General features: G+C 41.3%; 17 protein-coding genes. 11 read left to right on the top strand and 6 right to left on the bottom strand.

The genetic code is table 11. The annotated features are described in order from the left end of the window. Nucleotides 1-28: 28 nt before the first annotated feature. Nucleotides 29-1,549: a Mu transposase domain-containing protein gene (locus DRZ93_RS11910; protein WP_146741084.1), complete on the top strand. Its 1,521-nt coding sequence runs from the start codon at nt 29-31 to the stop codon at nt 1,547-1,549. 21 nt (nt 1,550-1,570) lie between these two features. Further along, nucleotides 1,571-2,359 carry an ATP-binding protein gene (locus tag DRZ93_RS11905; protein WP_113745671.1) on the top strand — a complete coding sequence of 263 codons (789 nt, stop codon included), beginning with the start codon at nt 1,571-1,573 and terminating at the stop codon, nt 2,357-2,359. A 627-nt stretch (nt 2,360-2,986) separates the two neighbouring features. Here DRZ93_RS11905 and DRZ93_RS11900 read toward each other — a convergent pair. Both DRZ93_RS11900 and DRZ93_RS11895 read right to left on the bottom strand, forming a co-directional pair. Then, nucleotides 2,987-4,669, bottom strand: a complete 1,683-nt coding sequence (locus DRZ93_RS11900) for a transposase (protein WP_113746668.1) — start codon at nt 4,667-4,669, stop codon at nt 2,987-2,989. A 350-nt stretch (nt 4,670-5,019) separates the two neighbouring features. Next, nucleotides 5,020-5,529: a flavodoxin gene (locus DRZ93_RS11895; RefSeq protein WP_113743427.1), complete on the bottom strand. Its 510-nt coding sequence runs from the start codon at nt 5,527-5,529 to the stop codon at nt 5,020-5,022. 387 nt (nt 5,530-5,916) lie between these two features. Between DRZ93_RS11895 and DRZ93_RS11890 the strand changes: the two genes are divergently transcribed. After that, nucleotides 5,917-7,062: a hypothetical protein gene (locus tag DRZ93_RS11890; RefSeq protein ID WP_113746667.1), complete on the top strand. Its 1,146-nt coding sequence runs from the start codon at nt 5,917-5,919 to the stop codon at nt 7,060-7,062. A gap of 169 nt (nt 7,063-7,231) precedes the next feature. On the opposite strand, the gene DRZ93_RS11885 is transcribed toward DRZ93_RS11890, so the two are convergent. Together DRZ93_RS11885 and DRZ93_RS11880 are read right to left on the bottom strand one after the other, a co-directional pair. Further along, nucleotides 7,232-10,519, bottom strand: coding sequence for an efflux RND transporter permease subunit (locus DRZ93_RS11885; RefSeq protein WP_113746666.1), 3,288 nt, complete (start codon nt 10,517-10,519; stop codon nt 7,232-7,234). A 22-nt stretch (nt 10,520-10,541) separates the two neighbouring features. Then, on the bottom strand, nt 10,542-11,696 hold the full coding sequence (locus tag DRZ93_RS11880) for an efflux RND transporter periplasmic adaptor subunit (RefSeq protein WP_113743430.1): 1,155 nt from the start codon (nt 11,694-11,696) through the stop codon (nt 10,542-10,544). Between the two features lie 139 nt (nt 11,697-11,835). Between DRZ93_RS11880 and DRZ93_RS11875 the strand changes: the two genes are divergently transcribed. Continuing rightward, on the top strand, nt 11,836-12,462 hold the full coding sequence (locus DRZ93_RS11875) for a TetR family transcriptional regulator (RefSeq protein ID WP_113743431.1): 627 nt from the start codon (nt 11,836-11,838) through the stop codon (nt 12,460-12,462). Nucleotides 12,463-12,530: 68 nt separating this feature from the next. Here the strand turns inward: DRZ93_RS11875 and yciA are convergent, their stop codons facing one another. Further along, nucleotides 12,531-13,022, bottom strand: a complete 492-nt coding sequence (gene yciA / locus DRZ93_RS11870; protein ID WP_113743432.1) for an acyl-CoA thioester hydrolase YciA — start codon at nt 13,020-13,022, stop codon at nt 12,531-12,533. A gap of 102 nt (nt 13,023-13,124) precedes the next feature. Here yciA and DRZ93_RS11865 point away from each other — a divergent pair, with 102 nt between their 5' ends. Continuing rightward, entirely contained in the window at nt 13,125-14,138 is a 1,014-nt protein-coding gene (locus DRZ93_RS11865; RefSeq protein ID WP_113743433.1) for a squalene/phytoene synthase family protein, read from the top strand. A 35-nt stretch (nt 14,139-14,173) separates the two neighbouring features. After that, nucleotides 14,174-14,812, top strand: a complete 639-nt coding sequence (locus tag DRZ93_RS11860) for a thiol:disulfide interchange protein DsbA/DsbL (RefSeq protein WP_113743434.1) — start codon at nt 14,174-14,176, stop codon at nt 14,810-14,812. Nucleotides 14,813-14,860: 48 nt separating this feature from the next. Here DRZ93_RS11860 and DRZ93_RS11855 read toward each other — a convergent pair whose 3' ends face one another. Continuing rightward, nucleotides 14,861-15,766, bottom strand: coding sequence for an acetyltransferase (locus tag DRZ93_RS11855; protein ID WP_113746665.1), 906 nt, complete (start codon nt 15,764-15,766; stop codon nt 14,861-14,863). Nucleotides 15,767-16,090: 324 nt separating this feature from the next. On the opposite strand from DRZ93_RS11855, the gene DRZ93_RS11850 reads away from it, so the two are divergent. From DRZ93_RS11850 to DRZ93_RS11830, 5 genes are all read left to right on the top strand, one after another. Continuing rightward, nucleotides 16,091-17,017, top strand: a complete 927-nt coding sequence (locus DRZ93_RS11850; protein WP_113743436.1) for a branched-chain amino acid transaminase — start codon at nt 16,091-16,093, stop codon at nt 17,015-17,017. Between the two features lie 72 nt (nt 17,018-17,089). Then, nucleotides 17,090-18,937 (top strand): dihydroxy-acid dehydratase, encoded by a 1,848-nt coding sequence (ilvD, locus tag DRZ93_RS11845; RefSeq protein ID WP_113743437.1) that lies wholly within the window; start codon nt 17,090-17,092, stop codon nt 18,935-18,937. A gap of 3 nt (nt 18,938-18,940) precedes the next feature. Further along, entirely contained in the window at nt 18,941-20,494 is a 1,554-nt protein-coding gene (gene ilvA, locus DRZ93_RS11840; protein ID WP_245933805.1) for a threonine ammonia-lyase, biosynthetic, read from the top strand. A gap of 1 nt (nt 20,495) precedes the next feature. Continuing rightward, the gene (locus DRZ93_RS11835) at nt 20,496-20,936 is read left to right on the top strand and encodes a hypothetical protein (RefSeq protein ID WP_113743438.1); all 441 of its coding nucleotides are present in this window, start codon (nt 20,496-20,498) and stop codon (nt 20,934-20,936) included. Nucleotides 20,937-21,536: 600 nt separating this feature from the next. After that, the gene (locus DRZ93_RS11830) at nt 21,537-23,780 is read left to right on the top strand and encodes an IS66 family transposase (protein ID WP_113745469.1); all 2,244 of its coding nucleotides are present in this window, start codon (nt 21,537-21,539) and stop codon (nt 23,778-23,780) included. Nucleotides 23,781-23,791: the final 11 nt, after the last annotated feature.

Raw genomic sequence — 23,791 nt, 5'->3', positions numbered from 1 at the left:
TATGCTCAAAGACAATGGAATTACCAGTATGGATGACTATGAAAAATATGGGCGAGAAAATTTTTTCCGTTTGTATACAAGTAGTTTCTACGGAACAGGAGCCACAAGATCGAACCTATTTTTAACTCCTGATTTTACACAGATAGCGGGTAAAATCTCCTCTCATAGTGATATTGCCATTGAGTTTTTAAAATATGAAAAGCACTGTGCAGAAACTGGACATACTGCTATGAGTAAGTCCAATTTTTATAAACGGGTTAAGAGCGAGGTAGAGCTTTTAAGAGCAAATGAAGAGCATGACAAAGAAAAACAGCAGCTTGCCTATCTGACACAGGATTATATTTATGGGGTTTATACAATGTGTGACCACTCAGGTCTGCGAACTCCTGTACTAACACCAGATGGGACAGTTAACTGCTGGTATTTTGTAGTATGCTGGCCCTGCAGTAATTACGTCTATGCCCAGCTTGTAACATCGCAGACAGTAATGGAGACCTGTACTGCACTTGCCAATGCTTTTACGCGCTGGGGTGTTCTGCCTATAAAGCTTAAGCATGATAACGCTAAGATCTATGTTACTACCAGACATAAAGGAGATGTTGTTTTCAATGACAGCTTTATAGGATTTTTAAATGAATTACATATACTGCCCGAGGCTGCAAAACCATACTACGGACAGGGTAAATCGCAGGCTGAGGCCAATGTAAACCTGATTCAAACCAGAGTCCACAGTCTTATATGTGAAGAGCTTGCTATAAGCAAGACACTTAAAGAGCATAACCGCGTACTTATGGAGTACGTGGATAAGTATATAAATCAGGCTCCATATAGGGGCAGCTCTATAGTAACACGTGAATTTCTATTTAAAAACAAGGAAAAACCTGCGGCAAGAGAGCTTACATCAAAGATTCCAGAGGTGGCTGTATGGAGGTATATGGTCAGAGTGCCACGCTCATATAAGATCAAGGAAAATGGGCACTGGTACTCTGTACCATATAAATATATCCACGAATTTGTAGATATAAAAATTACATCATCTAACGTTATATTCTACCTAAATGGCAGAATAATTGCCAGCCATGCCAGATGCGACGGTGATGGCTCAAGCGTCAGTGAGGAGCATATGACGCCTCAGCATAAGGAAATTAAAGCCAATGAACGCCTCTATAGCAGCAATGAGGATATCCTCAAAGAGGCGTCTGAGCTTAATGAATTTCTACATGTATTATGCCGCAGACGTCTGCAGGAGCAGGACAAAGTATCAGGCATGCAGCAGACAAATGCCAGAAGTAACTGCATAGCTATGATTAAAATGTTTAAGTCTAAATATCACTCTCAAGAGCTATTGTCCCAGGCATGCAAAAGTATGTGCGAACTTCCAGAAAGCATGCACACTACGGCCACATTACAAAACATATATCAACAATTAAACAGAGAAAACATGCGCAGTGAATTATATACACAACACGAGACAAAACCAGAGCAGGCTGGTGTTTCAGACAATGAGCACAATGCCGATATTTATGCCCTGCGCGATAACAGAGACTAACCTGATATGGAGATTTGAAGAATGAATAATGTTTTAACAGCTGAGCAGAAAATACTTATCTCTACAATGTATGATGCTGAACTTGATGTCATGGTGGACACTATTATAAATCAGTTTAATTTCCCTAATATATATGAAGTTATGTCATTTGAAGACAGAATGCAGGAAATTATAGGTCAGTATAAAAGCCATATTGAAAATAAAAGGTATAAGAGCATGATTAGGAACTCAAAAATCAGCCGAGTCTTTTATTTAAACCAGATCTGCCCTGACAGCTCTCGGGGTCTATCCAAGGCCATGTATGACACACTGCTTTCTATGACCTGGCTTAAAGAGGGTAAATCCTGCCTCTTATCAGGTCCTACAGGATCAGGTAAATCGACACTGGCAACAGCTTTAGCTGTCGAGGCTATGAAGATGGGTTATCCTGCTTTATTTATAAAAGCAAATGAGTTAGAGGCATTGCTCAATATAAAACAAAATGTCGAGCTTATAAACTATGTTAAGCGTCTGAAAAGATTTAAGGTCCTGGTTATAGATGATTTTGGCATACAGGTTATGAAAAATGGTATAGCCAACAAGTTTCTGGAGATTATAGATGCCAGATATGGTATTGGCTCTACAATCATAACAACACAGGTGAAGGCTGACAGTATCGCTTTAAGTATAGAAAAAGGCGCGGCCAGAGATGCTATTGTCGATAGACTCTTTAGAGAGGGTAAGGACTTAAAAATTGAACTTAAAGGAGACTCATTTAGACAAAGTGATAAGGAGTTAAAAGGAGAGAGCACAGACAGCGTAAAGTTATGACGCCCAGCACTTATAAAACATTAAACAACAGGACCCACAAGGTCCTGTTTTGCGTGGTTAAGGGGGATCTGTATTAGTAGAATATAAGGATCAAAGGGGTGTAGAAAGTTTGGATCAAAGGCATGAGAATATGACGATCAGTATTAATAGAATTTTAGGTAAAATTAGAGTGGCCTGCAGCGGATCTGTGTTTGATAATATCCGGATCAAGATCTAATAGAATTTCCATATCTCTAATAAGCCTATATAAAAGCTATATTTATGGCGTCAGTTTACAGAGTAACTGCCTAAAGATCTGACGTGCTATACAAGATCAATAGATGATGTAACGGAAGTACTGTTTTGGTGCAATAGGAACTTCTGATAACCCTCAGGATCTGACGATGCCTTTAAAGATGGCATGATTACCAGAAGGATTTAATAGACAAAAGATCATGTGTAAGAAGAGCGGAAATACTGATTTAGGTCAGGATCAGATGTATAAAAACAGTATTGAACAAAAGTAGGCAGGAACTACTGCTAGAGTTTAGGACAAATTTTAGCTCAAGATCAGATGAGATTTAATAGGAATTGGTGTCGTCCGTTTTCAAGATCTAATACTGAGGCACTACCGGATCAGATGAGATTTTAGACCGGATTTTCCACATATATTTCATTTGCCTCAATAACATTATCCACACAGTCAGAAACAAGAACTCTGGTGGCTATTTGTCTGCATAGCCTTGATATGGCATAGTATCTTGGGTAATAGCGTTGTTGAGGCTGCTCCTTTTTGTCAAAAGAGGAGTCAGTGTCTGCAACCTCATCACTATATTGAAATAAATCAACGAGCTTGTCTTTTAAAAGATTGGTATGAGCGGCAGTAAGCTCAGATGGCTCTTTACCTGCAATAACCTCCTGCCAGTTGCTGGCTATATCATAGGCATCATTGAGCTCTTTGATTAAAACCCGATATTTATTCATGCTCTCTTCATATATCTCGCGGGAGAAAATAAAGTGTACATACAGATTTTTCTCTTTTTGCCTTACAGGCTTGTAAGACTCATTATTTTCTCTTGCCATTTTACTTAGAATCTTCTGTGTATAAGACCATGGGAGCTGTATAGTCTTTCCTGCAAGCAGTTTAGGAGCAGTGTCTGTAATATCTGCGCTACTGCTAAAAACCAGACCCCTGTCTCTTAGCAGATCGCGTGATATTGCATCTACCTGCTCTTTGATAAGTTTGCTCTTGGCTATATTACAGTTGCACACAAAGGATATATTATGCTCAAGCATGGCCGAGATATTGTTGATAGACCAGAATCCCCTGTCACAGACTAAAGATATATTGTCGCCGGCGCCTCTGTCCACAAGCTGCCTGCATACTGACTCCACAGTCAGCACATCTGTAATATTGCCTGCATATGTAACAGTGGAAAACAGCTCATGTGTGCTCTGGTCAACCAGTGTTATAAAATTAATAACCTTGTTGTCTGTACCGCTTTTAGATTTGCCGTACTGTGCCTTAGTCAGGCAGTTGCCGGCATTATCTACGTTAGTACCATCAAGAGCCAGAAACTGCATGTGCTTATTGCTATTTTTCTTTTTATGATACTGAGTTTTAAATTTGGCAAACTCGTTTATAACGCCGTTTTCATCTATGTATTTATACAGTCTCTGTATATGATCTTTATAAGAGTTTATATCTAAATCAAGAGCGTGCTCTCTGACAAAAGCCTCAATCTCATAAGATATAGATTTAATACCCTTGGACAGACAGGTCATTATCATGTATACCAGCAGGATGTATTTGTCATCAGGCATAATCTTTTTAAGGATATTAAATGATGGCATCTTATCCATAAAGGATTTGAGCAGATAATAATCGCCAAACTTACGAGCAGTGCCGCAGATCTTGGGGGTAGCAGAGCCAGAATTTCTAGCAACAGAGGCCTTGGTGCGTATGCCAGGTTTAGATGGATTTGCTTTAATATCATCCAAAATATCCTGAGAGTCGGCTAGTTTTTGTTTTATTTCCTTGATTTCAGCTTCTGAGCGTCTTTCGTACTCAAACTTTCCCTGCCCCACACGTATAACCTTCCATGGAATAAACTCAGGATTTTCAGAGAGAAAGTTAATATTAAAAACACACTCACCAATACCATCTTTGCTTTTGATAGATCCAATCTGAGTTGGTGCCACACGGGTTGAATAGCCTTTTTCAGCATTCCATACAGATTTCCCCTGCAAGAGAGCATAGGCATAGGTTCTCTTGCTGGCAACAACGTTCTTGAAAACTGGGTGATCTTGATTCTTATCTTTACTGGCCATGATGTCCTCCTATTGGATAAATCGTACCATAAAACAAGAAAAAAGTCAAGGCATTTAGAAAAATAATTTAAAAAAAATTTGATTGATAACAAGGAATTTTTGGTAGGATAAAGAAAAACAAAAAAACTAGGTATTTTTACCCTGCGATCTCAGGGGTCTTTGCACTAAGCTCAGGGATACCGATAGTTTTTGAGCAATATACTGAATAAATCTTAATATTCTATGTGAAAATACAGCACTACATGCTCATGACATAATGGGCAGTGCAATTGTAATATATGATAATAAGATAAGAGAAATGAAAGAATAGCACCACATGGTATATGCGGTGCTGTTATGATGCTGAGATTCTACAGACCAAAACCTGGTCTTAATAATTTACACCATTCTTTAATGCGTATATCTGTAAGCTCTGGCTGATTGTCCTCATCAATTGCCAGACCAACAAAATGATCGTGGTCAAGTAAAGGCAGTGGGGAGGTAAAGTCATAGCCTACTGTTGGCCAGAAACCTATAAATCTTGCGCCGCGAAACTGGAAGGTCTCGTACAGCATGCCCATTCCATCAAGGAAGGTGTCAGGGTAACCGTACTGATCGCCGGTACCGAACAGGGCAACAGTCTTGCCGTTGAAATCCATCTCCTGAAGCTGCGGCATGAACTCGTTCCAGTCTTCCTGTAACTCGCCGATACTCCATGTGGATGTGCCAATAATCAGATTATTGTAATTATTCATAAGATGGCCATCTGTTGAAATATTATGAAGTTCAACATTGTCATGACCAAGCTCTCTGGCAATCTTTTCTGCAACAGCACCAGTAATGCCTGTGTAGGTGCCGTAAAATAGGCCAATTTTACTCATATAAAACTCTCAGCAAATATAAAGCGTGTAACTATATAGCTGTTTATGCTACAAAATGCCACTATTAAGCATTTATTTTAGAGCAAAGCAATATTTAAAAAAAGCAATTGAAAACTCTTATCAACTAGAGCATGCATTTAGTGAATAAAGTCCATCTAATATACACAAGCAGGCTTTAGACATAAAATGCTTTAACTCTCAAATTACATTCTATTTTTAAAAGTAAGCAAGATTGCAATTAATCAAACAGCTCTTTTGCAAAACAGCAGTATTATCGTATAAAAACGTAGAATTTTATAATAAAAATTAACTAGTGATAAAACTTTGTCAAAGCATGAGATGTAAATAGAGTATGCTATCTGACAAAAATTTACTGGGAATTAAAAAATGGCTGAATTTATTGTAAACGAGATTAATCACGTAGTAGACATGGATGAACAGGTGCAGGTCATGCTGCGTGAGGGAGAGATCCTTCCTGATGGCTTTGTTATTGGTGAGACACTCGAGCATGCCGGTGACTGGCAGATCTATATTACAGAAGATGGCTCCAACTATGTGCTTGCTGTGAGCAAAAAATTAGCCTCCTTATGGATTGAGGGCGGCTTTCTGCCAAAAAGAGCAATTTTAGATTATGTAAATGAAAAGGGCGATCAGATCTGTCTGTTCTTCTCTCCTACCTCATTGATTCTTCAGGCAGTAGGCCAGGTACGTTTCTATGGCTCAAGCCGTTATGCAGCCTCATTTGCAGGAGCCATGTGGCACAGCAGATCATTAAATCACAAGGTTAATTTAAGAGACGGCATCTTCTGTGAGTTGTTCTCAGTAATACTGCCAACCTTCAGCATTACAAGAGAAGTGGCTGACAGAGCTATTTTCTGCAACTGCCTGCAAAAAAATACAGATGAGGATATCTCATCTTCAAAGGATATGAAAAATCCAGGTCTATCCTTTGCAGCCTTTAGAGAAATACTCAAAGAGCATGGCTATGCAGTACATGACAAGGCTCCATTACTCTCTGTAGGCGAGCTTGTAGATGATTATGTGCAGACTAAGGAGCATACAGTTATTACCTCTGCTCTTGAGGTTACAGATAATTATGAAATCTATTCCACCAATCAGGATGTCTATATTCTGCTTCTGCAGCAGTCATTTGCCGACATGCTTATTGACTATGAGGTTATATCACAGATCTACTTAAAGAATATTCAGGTAGGCTCCAAGGTGGTTTATGCCAAGGCTCTGTCCAAAAGATTTGCTCTTGAGACATTAAATGCAAGACATTATGGCATTAATCTTCCAGATGCCTTTACCTTATGTTCAGTCATTGGCAAGACTCACCGTGAGTACCCTTATGCCAGAATTGCAGATGCGCTTTATGTTCAGGAGCTCAAGACTCTGTTGCCTGTAGATTTCAGACAGGAAAATGAGAGTATCTACAAGATTGCCCAGGATATTTTACACGATGGTCCATTCGCCTTAGCTCCATTTGCCCAGGATGATATAGACAATCTTGTAGGAGTAGCAACCAGATAGTGTAAATGTTCAAGGCCCATGGCCTGCTAAAGGCTTAGGCGTTAAGAAAATAAAAGACCATGAAGTTAAAAGCTCACGGTCTTTTTTAATGGCTCTTTGCAGTCTTATTAAAACTAGGATATAAAAAGCCCACTGCTTTGTTGCAATGGGCTTTTTAAATTATTTATTTTTAGTGGCCAAGTTTTCTGGCCTCATCTGCCTCGCGGGATTTGCGATATAACTCCTCAAGGCGTTTCTTTTCATTTTCAGCCATCTGCTTTTTCATCTCGGCAGGTACGTACTTGGTGAAGTAGCGCATTACGAGTACGAAGAAGACTGGTACGAAGAAAATAGCCAGCACTGTGGCAGAGATCATACCGCCGATAACTGCAATACCAATTTCGTTACGACCTGCAGCACCAGCGCCTGTGCTGATGGCAAGTGGCAGCACGCCTAAAATAAAGGCAGCTGAGGTCATGATAATAGGACGCAGTCTGATTCTGGCTGCCTCAATAACAGCATGGGTCAGTCTCTGTCCGCTGTCATAGAGCTCTTTTGCAAACTCTACAATCAAGATGGCATTCTTGGCAGACAGACCTACTGTTGTAAGCAGACCTACCTGGAAGTATACGTCGTTGCTAAGCGTAGTTGGTACCGGCAGATACTGTGTTAACAGTGCGGCTATAACTGCACCTACAATACCTAATGGCACAACGAGCATAACGGCAAATGGAATTGACCATGACTCATACAGAGCAGCAAGTGATAAAAATACTACTAGCAGTGAGATGGCATAGAGCATAGGAGCCTGCTCACCTGACAGTCTTTCCTGGAAGGAAGTGCCGGCCCATGATATACCATAGCCTGCAGGCAGAACCTCAGCTGCAAGACGCTCCATCTCAAGCATAGCCTCACCTGTTGAAACACCAGGGGCAGGAGCGCCCTGAATGTTCATGGCGCCTACACCATTAAAGCGCTCTAAACGTGGAGCTCCATAGGTCCATGAGGTTGTGGCAAAGGCTGAGAACGGAACCATCTCACCAAAAGCATTGCGTACATACCATTTGTTCAGATCAAGCTCGTTCATACGGGCATCAGCCTGTGCCTGAATAAATACCTTTTTAACTCTCTGTCTTTCAATGAAGTTGTCAATATAGGCAGAACCCCATGCTGTTGAGAGTGTGGTATTGATGTCATTTACAGAAAGACCTAAGGCAATAGCTCTTTCATAGTCAAGCTCAAGTTTGAACTGAGGAGTATCGTCCTGACCGTTGAAACGTACCTGCATGAGTTTTGGAGACTTCTGGGCAGCATAGACAAGCTCCTGACGCACGCGGGTTAACTCCTCATGACCATTACCAGCATTATCCTGCAGATACATGTCAAAACCTGAGGCCACACCAAGCTCTGGAATGGCAGGAAGGTTAAAGGCAAAGGCCAGACCTTCACGTATGCCCATAAGTGGCATATAGGCACGGTTTACAATAGAGTCTGCATGCTGCTCAGCGCTGTCACGCACACTCCAGTCAGACAGTTTGATAAAGGCCAGACCTGCGTTCTGTCCTGAACCTGCAAAGCTAAAGCCGGTTACAGTCATCACAGACTCAACATTCTCAGCTTCATTGTTTCTAAAGTAGCCTGCCATCTTGTCAAGAGCAACGCCAGTTTTCTCTACGGTGGAGCCTGCTGGCAGGTTAACCATAGCTAAAAGCACACCCTGATCTTCATTTGGCAGGAATGATGATGGAATGTTGATAAAACAGTATACCAGAATACCACAGATGGCAAAGTAGCCTACAATCTGACGCTTTAACTGATGTACAACTTTACCTACGTGCTTTTGATACTGCACTGAGGCAAATTCAAAAGACTTGTTAAAGTAGGCAAAGAACTTATTTAAAGGAATCAGCACAAAGCTTAAGTACTCATTGCATTTTGTTACAAATTTGTTGTCTGACTTGCTGTTTCTCTCCATTGGGCTCTTTAATAAAGAGGCACACAGAGCTGGGGTTAAAATCAGAGCTACAGCAACTGACAATACCATTGAGGATACAATGGTAATGGAGAACTGACGGTAGATAACACCGGTTGAGCCTCCAAAGAAAGCCATAGGCACAAATACGGCTGAAAGCACCAGGGCAATACCGATAAGAGCTCCTGTAATCTGATCCATTGAGCGCTCGGTTGCCTCTTTTGGTGAGAGCGATGGGTTTTCATGCAGAATACGCTCTACGTTCTCAACCACCACGATAGCATCATCCACCAGAAGACCAATTGCCAGAACCAAACCGAACATGGTCAGAGTATTAATAGAGAAGCCCAGCACCGACATGATGGCAAAGGTACCTAACAGTACAACAGGTACGGTAATGGTAGGGATCAGAGTTGCTCTGAAGTTCTGTAAGAACAGATACATAATCAGAACCACAAGCACAATAGCTTCAATCAGAGTATCAAAAACCTCAGAAATTGATACAGCAATAAAGTCTGTTGTGTCATATGGGTAGTTAACTTCAATCCACTCAGGGAAGTACTGAGACTGCTGAGCAATAAGATCCTTTACGTTCTTGGCAGTAGACAGGGCGTTGGCACCTGATGCAAGACGGATAGCCACACCAGATGAAGGCAGACCATTGTAGCGGCCTGAAACCTGATAGCTCTCAGAACCAAGTTCAATCTTGGCTATATCCTTAAGATAAACCTTGGTGCCATCCTGATTTACTCTGAGTAGAATTTTTTCAAACTGCTCAACACTTTCAAGACGTGACTGACCTTTGATAGTGTAGGCATACTGCTGGCCTTTTACAGCAGGAGTACCACCTAAAGAACCGTAGGTAACCTGAGCGTTCTGGGCCTTGATGGCGGCTGTAACCTCAGCTATGGTCAAAGACAGATTGTTGAGTTTTTCAGGATCAAGCCAGATACGCATTGCATACTGAGAACCAAAGACCATAAGATCGCCTACACCATCAACACGGGCCAGAGGCTCTTTGATGTTGGCATAGATATAGTCTGCAAGGTCTGTATTGGTATGTTTGCCGTCAGTTACAGTAAGGCCAACTACCATCAAGAATGCATTGGTACTTTTTGAAACGTTAACGCCGTTTTGCTGTACAACTGATGGCAGCTGTGACTGTGTCTGCTGCAGTTTGTTCTGTACCTGCACCTGAGCAATATCAGGATCGGTGCCAGGCTCAAAGGTAATGGTAATATCTGAATTACCATATGAGTCTGAGGTGGCAGACATGTACATATAGCCATCAAGACCTGTCATATTCTGCTCAATAACCTGTGTTACAGATCTCTCAACAGTAGAGGCATCGGCACCAGGATATGAGGCACGAATAGATACAGCAGGCGGCGCAATTGTAGGATACTGTGACACAGGCAGTGTAAATACTGCCATTATGCCTGAAAGCATTGTCACAATAGCCAGCACCCAGGCAAAAATTGGGCGATTAATAAAGAAACGAGCCATGTAGTTAATACTCCGTCAAATCTTATTTGCTCGCAGGTTTTTGCATGGTGGCAATGTCCACAACAGGAGCGCCATCTCTGATTTTCTGCAGATTGCTGGTAATAACCTTTTCACCTGCCTTGAGACCGTCAATCACCAGATAGTAGTTCTCATAGGCAAGAGATATCTTGATATCTCTTTTCTTGGCTACACCATCTTCAATAACATAGATATAAGAGCCGCCGTTGGCCTCCCTGGTAATAGAAGCCTGTTCGACTAAAACAGCATTAGGCACTATACCTTCATTAAGATCGGCACGAATAAACATGCCTGGCAATATGCTCTTGTCAGGATTTGGCACAATGGCTCTTAAGGTAACCATGCCTGTGCTCTCATCAACACTTACGCCAGAGAACTCAAGTGTGCCCTTTTCATCGTATTCCTGACCTGTTGAGAAGAACAGATCTACAGTAGGCTTGTCACCTGTGGTCTTGAACTTGCCTGCATTTATAGCCTGACGCAGCTGAATATGATCCTCAACAGACTGACCAAGATCTATATAGATAGGATCAAGCTGCTGAATGGTGGTCAGAGCAGATGCCTGTCCGGCTGAGACCAGGGCGCCTTCAGTAAAGTTTGATTTGCTGATAATGCCTGAAATAGGGGCATATACCTTGGTATAGGCCAGGTTAATCTCAGCAGTCTTTAAAGCTGCCTGTGCTGCCTGTACCTGGGCACGGGCCTGCAGGTAATTGGCATTGGCATCATCATAGTCCTGCTTGGCTACGGCTTTTGACTCAAGTAATTTTCTGTAACGGTCAGCCTTTAGCTGTGAAGTGTTAAGACTGGCCTGGGCTGAGGCAAGATTGGCTCTGGCGCTGGCTACATTGGCCTCATAGATTGCAGGGTCAATCTGATAGAGCTGATCGCCCTCTTTAACATATGAGCCCTCTACAAATAATCTTTCCTGAATAATTCCTGATACTTGAGGACGAACTTCTGCTTTACGCGTAGCATTAGCTCTGCCTGTAAGTCTGGAGCTAATTGGAACATCCTTTGTAATGACAGTATATACATCAACAGGCATGGCCTGGCTCTGACCCTGTGCGGCATCATCGGAACAGGCGCTGGTGCACAGCAGTGCTGCAGCAATAGCTGTCGGTATTACGTATTTGTTGTTAATGTTTTTAAGAAACATAAAGCTGCCTTAAGTTTATAAGTTGAAATTTCATATATTATATACATTTTTTAGCATACATACACGAATGTATGTTATAATTTTTTTATGGACATTTTTTTATAATTTGTATTGTATTGATTTTTAGTGAGTTAAATTTATGCCAAAGCGGACACATGCCGATGCTATGGAGACAAAACGCAATATATTGCGCAGCGCTCTTAATATGTTTACTCTGCAGGGCTATGAAAAGACAAGTTTATCCGATATTGCAAGAGATGCAGGCGTTACCCGTGGTGCTATATACTGGCACTTTGAGGATAAGGGTGAATTGCTTTATGAGTTATGTTTAGAGGTCGCAAAGGAGAAAAGATTTTCAGAATATATTCTCATGGCCTCAAAAGAGGATGAGGAAAATCCTCTTGGCTGTATAAGACAGTGGATTTTAATGCACGCCAAGGATGAGGCTCATCAGTTCTTCACTTCAGAAATCTTTCATATTCTAGACGGTATCTTTGCCAGTCGCTATGGCGATGACAAAACCCGTGAGAGAATTTATGATCTGTTATCTATGCGTATGTATCATATTACAGAGGCTCTGCAGAATGCTGTAAGACGCAAGCAGCTGCCGCCCGATCTGAATATTGATATGGCCGCATCATATATACATACAGTGCTTATAGGTTATGTAGAGACTCTAAAGGTTGCAAATCTTTCAAAACCTCTGCTCTCATTCCCTCATGCTGTAGACAGAATCATAGATACAATCAAAACATTCAGACGTTAAGATTAAAAAAAGAGCGATTGGACCTACCCATCGCTCTTTTTTAAATTTTATATTCTTACAGTCGTATATTACACGCAGCTGTCTCTTAATGAGCCGTCAGCATTAAGACCTACAGAGGCCGCATCAATACCCTTGTTGGCAATTTCATGGGCTCTGTCAGGAAGCTGACGTGGTTTGCCTTTTGAATCAACTGCAACATAGGTAAAGCTGGCCTCGGTTACAAGCTGACGCTCTGACTCTTCTGACTCATAGATCTTCTTAACCCAGATTTCCAGTTTAATCTTCAAAGAGGTATTGCCAACATGTATACATCTGCCATAGCAGCAAACAACATCACCTACAGCTACTGGCTTTAAAAATGACATGGCATCTACAGCTACAGTAACAATTCTGCCATGGGCAATTTCACGGGCTAAAATGGCACCGGCAATATCCATCTGAGACATAATCCAGCCGCCAAAGAGATCTCCTGCAGGATTGGTGTCACCTGGCATGGCCAGTGTTCTTAAAAGCAGATTACCAACAGGAGGATGCGATCTTGTAGTATTTTGATGTGGCATATGTAATCCCTAAAGTTTGTATAAACTTGCTTGCTTGTTATAATTGAAAATGATTTTAACACTTTGCACAAAAACACTTAAGCTTCAGAGATATAATTTTTTATGCTGTCACTACAAAAGCAGAACGAGCATCTACAAAAAGTCTCACGCTCCTTTGCTCTGACCATACCGGTATTAAATGCCAGACTGCAAGATATCATTGCCAATGCCTATCTTTTGTGTCGTATTGCCGACACTGTTGAGGACGATCCTGCCCTTGTTACAGATAAAAAAATTCAGTGGCTGTATGACTTTGCAAGACTTGCAGACAGGCTCTTTGCTGATGAGGCTTTAGCTTTGAATCTTAAAGAGCGCAGTAAAGTTTTAAAGGACAGTGCCAAAGAGTATGAATATTGTCTGATGCTTGATATGCTTGAGGTTATACAAAGGACATTAAGTTATGAAAAACCATATATAGAAGTTGTAGCAAGGGGAGTGGCACTGCTGGCCTATGGTATGGCACAGCATCTTGAAACCACCTCTATAGGCACATTAGAGGATCTTGATAGCTATTGCTACAGTGTTGCAGGTGTAGTAGGTGAACTTTTAGCCAGACTTTTTGCCATAGATGAGAATATGGAAGAGAGTGTGCGCAAGCATCTTATTGTACTATCTGTAAGTTTTGGAGAGGGTCTGCAGCTTACCAATATTTTAAAGGACAGATCTGAGGATATAAAAAGAGGGGTAAGTTTTTTACCACCTCTTGATACAGACGAAAAAGAGTCGGTTATAAAATATACGGCCGTTACAGCAGGTCATCTTTTCGATGCCATAGATTTTATCTGCTCTTTGCCAAAAGATAAAAGCGGCAGCCGCATGTTCTGTCTGACCAATGTAATTATGGCTCTGCTTACTCTAAGGAAAATAGGTAAAAATCCTTTTGGAGATCAGAGCTGTCTTAAAATATCGCGCCGCCAGGTTTTTATAGTCTATGCCTTGTGTAAATTATTTTGCAGGAATAATTCTGCTCTAAGATTAATAGCATATACTGCATCATTGGGCCTTACTATAAAAAAAAGAGATTATAGAGAGCTCTACCACAGGGTCTCTATGTGGCAGAGCTCTATACCTCTTTAATTAGAATTTGTGTAGATAAATAAAGTGGAGAATATATGTTTTTGCATATAAAAAAATTAGTGGTTCTGACTCTTGCTTTGTTCTGCATCTCAGGAGCTATGGCTGCTGACACAGCGTATAAGGAAAATGAGCATTACAAAGTAATAAGCGATAAGGTGCTTGAGCATAAGGAAGTCAGAGAGTTTTTTTCATTCTGGTGCGGTCACTGCTTTTCACTGCAGAAGCCATATCATTATGTAGCAGAGCATTTGCCAGAGGGTACTAAATTTGTTCCAAGCCCTGTAAGTATCTTAGGCGGACCTATGGGGGTCAGATCGCAGTATGGCCATGCGCTGGCCCAGTTGCACGGCATTGAGCAGGAATATACAGAGACATTGTTCAGACAGATGCATGTAGAGGGCAATATTCCTCGCGATGAGAGCTACTTTAAGGATCTCTTTGCCTCATTGGGTATTCCAAACAATAAATATGATAATGAGATTAACTCATTTGCTGTAATGTCAATTATCACCAAAACCAACAATTTGGTTGAAGAGTATAAGCTAGATGCTGTGCCTGAGATTGTAGTAAACGGTAAATATCTTGTGCTGCAGGAATCTGTAAACAATGTAAGTGAGTTATCAAAGCTTGTAAATTACCTTGTAACTCTTGATGATGCAAAGGGTAAAAAATAAGGGGTAAAAACAATCTATGACGCAAAAGCGTCATAGATTTTATATTATTTATTGTGTCTTAAGGCGGTTTAGATAATCATCAAGCCTGTCATCCTTTTCCTGCCAGATCTGCTTTAGAGCATTTGAAAAGTCAAACTTGAATTTCTTGTCATTGATATAGTCACCAACTAAAGTCTCATCCACCTTAAGTTTTTCAATATGTACATAGACACGTGTAAGTCTGCCTTTTAATAAATCGATAAAGGCATGTCCTTCATTTTCAGGATAGTACAAAGTAGTGTTGTAGACACAGTCAAGATCATAGCCTATCTCGCCTAAAGCCACGGCAATAGAGGCAGCCTTTGGCGGCATTAGGTGTTTATATCTTGATTTGGCCTTTAAGGCTTTGTCCTTGGTATAGCGTGTCCCTTCGCAGAAATTGACCAGGGTTGATCTGGTGTGCACAAGAGATCTGCAGGCTTTTTTGGTAGTCTCAATATCCTTGGTGGCAAGTTTTGGATTCTTTAAGAGCTCGGCTTTTGAATAGCGGCGTAAAAAAGGCATGCCAAGACCTAAGCAGGCAAGACCTATAAAAGGTATAAAGATTAAAGACTGCTTTAAAAAGAATTTGGTTACAGGGATTTTACCTCTGTATATATGGCAGATCATAATGATATCTGCCCAGCTTAGGTGGTTGGAGAAGATAAGGCACGAGCCTTTGATATCATCAATTTCTATACCTTCTCTGTCAATTTTAAGTTTATTGGTCAGAGGAAAAAGTACAGCATTGACGGCAACCCACAGTTTAAAGAGGTAGAGATTCAAAAAATCCACAGTTTTTTGTACAAAAGAAAATGGCAGCAGCAGGCGCACTATGGCCAAAAGCATAATAGGTGTGGCTACAATTATCGAATTTATGCTGACCACTGTAAGATTGATAATAAGTAACAGTGGTGAAGGCAAAAAGGACAGCATATTCTCTCCTTAAATGAAAATTTATAATATTGTGCCAAAAATTACGAAAAAATATAAGGTTAAATACAGTTAATTATTATAAACTCATGCACTAAAATGGTGAAAAATTACATATAAATCTAAAAATTGATTGTTTAGTGTGCACGGGCCTTTTAAAAATTATAAAAAAGAAGCGTGTTAAATTTATAACATATTGAAATATAAAAATTTAATTTTACAAACTTGCTGTGTTTGGTAAAAAAAGAATATGACAATGGTATGTCATATTGCTACAATCAAATTACATTAAGAATTAACAGATACAGGGTTATAAAGGAGTTTTTCATGTCAGCTACAAGTACATCAGAATTTATATGGTTTAACGGAAAGCTTATTCCATGGCAGGAGGCTAATGTGCATGTCATGTCTCATGCACTGCACTATGGCTCTTCAGTATTTGAGGGTATTCGCGCCTATGTTACCCCAAACGGTACTTGTATTTTCAGACTCAAGGAGCATATTGACAGATTATTCAACTCTGCAAAGATTTACCGCTTCCCTCTTGCATATACCAAAGAAGAGATTATGGAGGCCTGCAAGGCTGTAGTGCGCGAGAACAAATTAGAGTCAGGCTATATACGCCCGTTGGCATTTATGGGTAATGTTGGTCTTGGCTTATCCTTTCCAAAAGATGCAAAGGCCGATGTTATGGTAGGAGCCATTCCATGGGGCGCCTATCTTGGCGAGGAAGGTCTGCAAAAAGGCGTCAGGGTCGGTGTATCTTCATGGAATAGACTGGCCCCTAATACTATTCCTACAGAGGCCAAGGCCGGTGGTAATTATTTGTCATCCATTCTTATTGCCAATGAGGCTCATCAGAACGGTTATGACGAGGCTATTGCCCTTGATGTCAACGGCTATGTTTCAGAAGGTTCTGGCGAGAATATCTTTGTAATTAAAGACAAGGTGCTCTATACAGCTCCATTTACCTGTGGTCTTCTGCCAGGTATCACCCGCGCCTCAGTTATTACCTTAGCCCGCGATCTTGGCTATGAGGTTGTAGAGCAGAGAATTCCACGTGAGATGGTATATCTTGCAGATGAGCTGTTCTTTAGCGGTACTGCAGCTGAAATTACACCAATTGCCAGTGTTGATGGTATTGATGTGGGTGCAGGTTGCAGAGGTCCTATAACTAAACATATTCAGGAAACATTCTTTGCCTATGTCAAGGGTGAGAGTGAGGATAGACACGGCTGGCTGACCAGAGTGTAGGAGTTTTAAGTATACAAATTAAAAGGCCCACTGTGTGTGGGCCTTAATGCCTGAAGAGATTAAGGAAGTAATATGCCAAAATATCGCGCAAGTGTAACTTATGAAGGAAAAATAATGGCAGGTGCCAGAGCCTTGTGGAAGGCTACAGGCATGAAGGATGAGGATTTTGGCAAACCTATTATTGCAATTGCCAACTCCTTTACTCAGTTTGTACCAGGTCATGTGCATCTTAAGGATATTGGCCAGCTGGTTGCAAGAGAGATTGAGAAGGCAGGCGGTATTGCCAAGGAATTTAATACTATAGCTGTAGATGACGGTATTGCCATGGGACACTCTGGCATGCTCTATTCACTGCCAAGCCGCGATATTATTGCAGACAGCGTTGAGTATATGGTCAATGCCCACAAAGCTGATGCCCTGGTATGTATTTCTAACTGTGACAAGGTCACACCAGGTATGTTAATGGCGGCAATGCGCCTTAATATTCCTGTGATTTTTGTATCAGGCGGTCCAATGGAGGCAGGTCGCAGTGCTGATGGCAATAAAAAATATGATCTTATCGATGCCATGATTGTCTCTGCCGACCCTAATGCCACAGATGAGGAAATCTGCGCTGTAGAGAGTGCAAGCTGTCCTACCTGTGGCTCATGCTCTGGCATGTTTACAGCCAATTCCATGAACTGTCTGACTGAGGCTTTAGGCCTGTCACTGCCTGGCAACGGTACTATTGTTGCAACCCATGCTCTGCGTCAGAGTCTGTTTGAAAAGGCAGCAAGACAGATTGTGGCTATGGCCAGAGCCTATTATGAAAAGGATGACAGCTCAGTACTGCCACGCTCCATTGCCACTAAAGATACTTTTGAAAATGCCATGACTCTTGATATTGCCATGGGCGGTTCAACCAATACTGTACTGCATCTTTTAGCTGTAGCTCAGGAAGCTGAGGTTGACTTTACTATGAAGGATATCGACAGACTCTCACGTAAGGTACCGCATCTGTGCAAGGTGGCACCATCTACACAAAAATATCATATTGAAGATGTAAACAGAGCAGGTGGTGTAATTGGCATTTTAGCAAGACTCAATGATGCAGGTTTACTGCATACAGACAGCCGTACTGTTTTAGGTATGAGCCTTAAAGAGCAGATTGATACCTATGATATAAGAAAAACTCAGGATGAGAATATCTTAAAACTCTATAAGGCGGCAGCAGGAGGTGTCAGAACTGTACAGGCTTTCTCTCAGGAGACATATGCATCAGATCTTGATACTGACAGTGTCAATGGCTGTATCAGAGACAAGGCTCATGCCTACTCACAGGATGGAGGTCTTGCTGTCTTATATGGCAATCTTGCAGATAATGGCTGTATTGTCAAAACAGCAGGTGTAGATGAGTCTATTTTAAAATTTGTAGGACCTGCCCGTATTTTTGAGTCGCAGGAGGATGCTGTTGAAGGCATTTTAGGTGGCAGGGTTAAAGAGGGCGATGTTGTTGTCATCCGCTATGAAGGACCTCGCGGTGGTCCTGGTATGCAGGAGATGCTCTATCCTACATCATATCTTAAGTCTGTAGGTCTTGGTAAAAAGTGTGCTCTGATTACAGATGGCAGATTCTCAGGCGGATCTTCAGGTCTGTCTATAGGTCATATTTCCCCAGAGGCTGCCAATGGCGGCAATATAGCGCTGCTTGAGGAAAATGATATGATACAGATAGATATTCCAAACCGCCGTATACATATGGTTGTAGATGATGAGGAGCTATCTCAAAGGCGCAAAGCTATGAATGAACGTGGCAGCAAAGCCTTTACTCCTGTATCACGCCAAAGAACAGTAAGCAATGCGCTCAAGGCCTATGCAGCCTTGGCCTCATCTGCAGACAAGGGCGGTGTACGCGATATATCAAAATTACAGGGACTATAGATTATGGAAAATTCACAACAGGATGCTATGCAGAAACTGACTGGACAGGAATACTTACGCAAGATACTGCTGGCACGAATTTACAAGGTAGCCCGTTTTACACCCTTACATAAACTTGACAAACTCTCAGAGCGCCTTGGGGTCAGCGTAATGCTCAAAAGAGAGGATTTTCAGGGGGTACATTCCTTTAAAATACGTGGTGCCTATAACAAGATAAGCAGTCTTGAAACAGAAAAGCTTGAGATGGGTGTAATAGCTGCATCTGCCGGCAATCATGCACAGGGCGTGGCATTAAGTGCCAAGGAGCTTGGTATCAAGGCCACTATAGTTATGCCTGTTACCACACCTGATCTTAAGGTTGATGCTGTAAAACGCCTGGGGGCCAATATTGTTCTTTATGGCGAGACTTTTAATGAGGCTTACGATCATGCTCAGGAGCTGGCTAAAACTGAAGGCCTGACCATGATTCCGCCTTATGATGATCCTGATGTAATTGCAGGTCAGGGTACTATTGCGCATGAAATTCTAGGTCAGTGCAATGACATCAATACCATCTTTGTACAGATAGGTGGCGGCGGTCTTGCGGCCGGTATTGCAGTCTATATCAAAAATCTTATACCAAAAATCAGGGTTGTAGGCGTGGAGGCTGAGGGCTCTGCCTGTATGAAAGCAGCCCTTGAAAACGGCAGAACCTGCGATATAGGCTTTGTCTCCCATTTTGCAGATGGTGTGGCTGTAAGCCGTGCTGGAGAGGAGACTTTCAGACTGTGTAAGATGTATCTAGATGAGATTATCACCTGCTCTAATGATGAAATCTGTGCTGCCATGAAGGATATCTTTGATGATACAAGAGCCATTGCCGAGCCATCTGGTGCCCTGTCTCTGGCCGGTCTTAAGAAATATGCAAGAGAGCATGATCTTAAAGGTCAGGATGGCTCATTTATAGCCATTATGTCAGGTGCCAATGTTAAATTTCACACCTTGCGTATGGTGGCAGAGCGCTGTGATGTAGGTGAAATGACAGAGGGTATTCTCTCAGTTGAAATTCCTGAAAAGAAAGGGGCATTTTTAAACTTCTGCAAGACCATTGGTCAAAGACATGTGACAGAGTTCAGCTACAGACTCTCTCATAAAGAAAGAGCCAGAATTCTGGCCTCTATCGAGCTTACCAACGGCAAGAGTGAGCTTAATAAGATAAGCTCAGATCTAAGACAGGGGGGATTTTTAGTCACCGACCTTACAGATGACGCCATTACCAAGGATCATGTGCGCTATATGGTGGGCGGTCATCCTACCTTCCCAAATGAAGAAAGACTTTTCTTGTTTGAGTTCCCAAACTCCAAGAATGCTCTGATTCAATTCCTTGAAAAGTTAGGTGACAACTTCTCAATTTCTCTGTTTCATTTTAGAATATCAGGACTTGAGTTCTGCTCTGTGTTATGTGCTTTTGATGTTACAGACTCAGAGGACTCAAAACTTATGGAATTTATAAAGAAAGTAAATTATCCTGTAACAGAGATTTCATCTAACACTGCTTATCAGCAATTCTTGAGGTAATGTGAAAAAGTTGATTTACGCGCTGCTTGTCATGCTTCCTTTAGCTACACAGGCAGCTGTTGAAGAAAGTCAGTATACAAAGACTCAGACAGATAACTCTGTCATCTTTGATAAAAAAGATGGCAGTGGTTATGCCCAGCTAGAATTACTGGCACCTGTCAGCATGGTCAATACCACCAAAGATTATGCACAGATGCTTATGGATAATTACAGCGGTTTTGATCTGCAGGCTGTGGTACAGCTTAGAGGATATAGTTTCAACTTTGTTGACAATGCTCCATGTGCCGGTCTTTTGAGCTATTTTGACGGCAGTAATTATCTGTTTTTTAAAAGCTGCGGCAAACACGAAAAGAGTGATTTGAAAAAGCTGTATCTTGAGGGAAGCAAGGATCTTAAACTTGAAGAGAGACTAAAGCGTAGCTCAAGAGCAAGTTTTTACTGATCTTGAGCCATACAAAAAGCTAAGTGGATCAAAGACAGAGGCCTTATATAGACTGCCTCTGTTTTTTTATGCCTGCAGCATATAATTTGTCTCTACCCTATAAACAAACTCAAAAATATAAAAGACAATAAGCCGACATCACTTAAAACCATGGTCTTACACCTTTAGGTGTCTGGGGTCTGGGGCGAAGCCCCAGAAAAAATATTTTTGATTGCGCCGCTGTCTATGCCAAATGAGTATGGGGGGGGGTGAATCCACCCCCATCTGTCAGACGTACCTAATCTTCCGCCCCTTCAAAGGATAAAATCCATCAAATCTGCCATTGTTACCTCATAGCCTCATGAAACGCCAGATTGATGGGGGTTAAATCACCCCCACTCATCATTGGACTTATGTGGCATTTCAGTATGGCATTTCTGTTATCCTTTATTTTACTTAAGTAGTCATATTATTATCATTTTTTGAGGCTGATTTTGCATGTTTTTGATGCTAGATTTTGCATGTAACTGCTTGATATATAAGGAAATATATAGAAAAAATAAAGGTTTTTTACACCTGTTGTATGGTATAATTAGAGCATAGTTTTAAAGGGATTATGTCATGTCAAAAGCAGTAGAGCAAGAGCTCAAACTTCAGATACAACTTCTTCAAAAAGAGCTTGAAAAAACCAAGCAGAAAAATAAAGAGCAGGAGTTGCAGATCCAGCAGATGAATCAGGAATACCACATACTGAAAAATGACATTCCTAGATACCTAATGATTAACAGAGCCTCTGTCCACGCTCTTGTCAAGCAACTTGCTGTTGTTGCTCCTGCACATGTGTACGACAGAATCTGTGGTGTCAGCGATAACTCTGAGCTTTTAATTGAGCTTTTCCAAATCTTATGTGAGCTGGTGACAAGCAATGCAGAATTAAAAGAATTTTTATTTGCACATAAGTTCTTTGCTGTTCCTAAAATCAAACCAACTGCCTCCAGCTCTGCATCAGGAGATGATGTAAAAGCAAATGTGGCCTCTACAGGAGATATGCATGCCAATGCTGCCGATGGAGATGAGTATTCTGATTCATTACCTGCAAAAGAGCAGATACATGAGCAGGTTGAGTCTGAAAAGGCTAAAGGTCTTGCTATATCTAAAAAGATTATGGATACCAAAAACTCTATCGTTAATGGTATTAATAGATTTAATAAGCTTGTTAATAGCAATAATGAGCTTGCCTCTGCCATGTCCAGGGAGCATAAGACACCTTGCCCACCTGCAAGGAGTGGTAAGAGCAATGGCAAACAAAAGAGCAAAGCCAGCAACCTAAATACAGTTGAAGACAAGAGCGCAAAATCTGTTGAGGAGATTTTAAAAGATCGTATCTGTCCTAACTGTGGCTCGACCAATATTGAGGTTATCAATAAAGACGCCTCAGAGATTTTAGACAGTCTGGCCGCCACTGGTTTTGTAGATAAGAATAATGGTGTGTATAAGATAGTAACCCCTGTGGTGAAAGCTGAATGCAAGACCTGTGGCTTTATTGATACCATATACACAGGAGCACTGCCTTTGCTACCAGGTCGCTCTATTAGCATGAATGTAATAACTCTCATGGCCCTTATGATGTCTATGGGTTTTGCTGTCAACAGCTTTAAAAAGGCCTTTGTCAAAGGTATGCAGCTTGGAAACAGTACTTTATACTCCAGCCTTATTACATTCTCATATCTGCTCATTCCGCTTGAAAAGGCTATTACACAGGAGCTGTGCAAGTGTAATACTCTGCAATTTGATGAGACCAAGTTTACCCATGTTATAAAAGGTAAAGGCGCTACCACTGAATATGTGCCTATAGCCTGCAGCTCTCTACCTGATGCTCCACTTATTCTTTTTGGTCCGTCAGGTTCACGCTCTAAAACAAAGGATTTTATACAGCAGTTCATAGGTTGTGACTCTGCATTATCCGGCATTACTACAGATGCATTTGCCACATATGGTACATTTGCTCAGGATAACAATATCAGACATCAGTCCTGTCTTGGTCATCTTATGACCAAGATAAGACGCAGTATTGAGCTTTATTACAACACTGCTGCATGTAAAGCTATTGATATTGACAGTGTCTTTGAAAATATAGAAAAGAATGGCTATGACCTGCAGGATGAAAACCAGGCTATGCTGGTACTGCACATTATTTATGGCAAACTCAAACAGGTGTTTGATGTAGAAAAATGTGCCTACAATGAATATATACAGACTAAAGATCAGGGCTCTGATTATTCCTCTATAAGACAGCGCTACCGTAATGCATACAGTAAAGAGCTGATGCAGGATGTGAATACACTCTTTACCAGTCTTGCCACAGTCTATGCAGTAAAGAAAAAGAAACGCTATGAAAAGGCTCAGCGTATCAGCAATGTTTCTACACCTGTGGTGTATTTTATGAACAATGCCCAGGAGTTTAATGCTTTTATCGAGCATGGCATGCTTGATACTACAAGCATGGAGGCTGAGCATTGTGCTAAATCTGTAGCAGCAGCCCGTAATGCCAAACTCTTTATTCATTCCCATGACAGTGGTGTTGCTATCAGCAGAATACTCAGTTGTGTGCATACTATAAACCGCTGTGGTATATCTGATCCAATAAAATTTCTGCAGAATGTGGCATCTTATGTCATGATTCAGGGAGTTACTAAAGCTCGTGTAGCTGCATTTAATGCCAGAGAGCTTAAATCGAACCCGAAAAGCAATAGAGATGACTACAACAAACCTGAGCTCTATGCTGATATTGAGTTGCCAGCGCATCTGATACCGTGGCTGAGCCCTGAATGTGCAGCGCGCACATTTGAGCTTAAGACAGAATAGAGCATAGGCAG

Origin of the sequence: Anaerobiospirillum thomasii, from assembly GCF_900445255.1 — a bacterium.
Classification (GTDB): Bacteria; Pseudomonadota; Gammaproteobacteria; order Enterobacterales; family Succinivibrionaceae; genus Anaerobiospirillum_A; species Anaerobiospirillum_A thomasii.
Note: the sequence above shows the minus strand (reverse complement) of the source record. Positions and strands in the feature narration are given on the sequence as shown.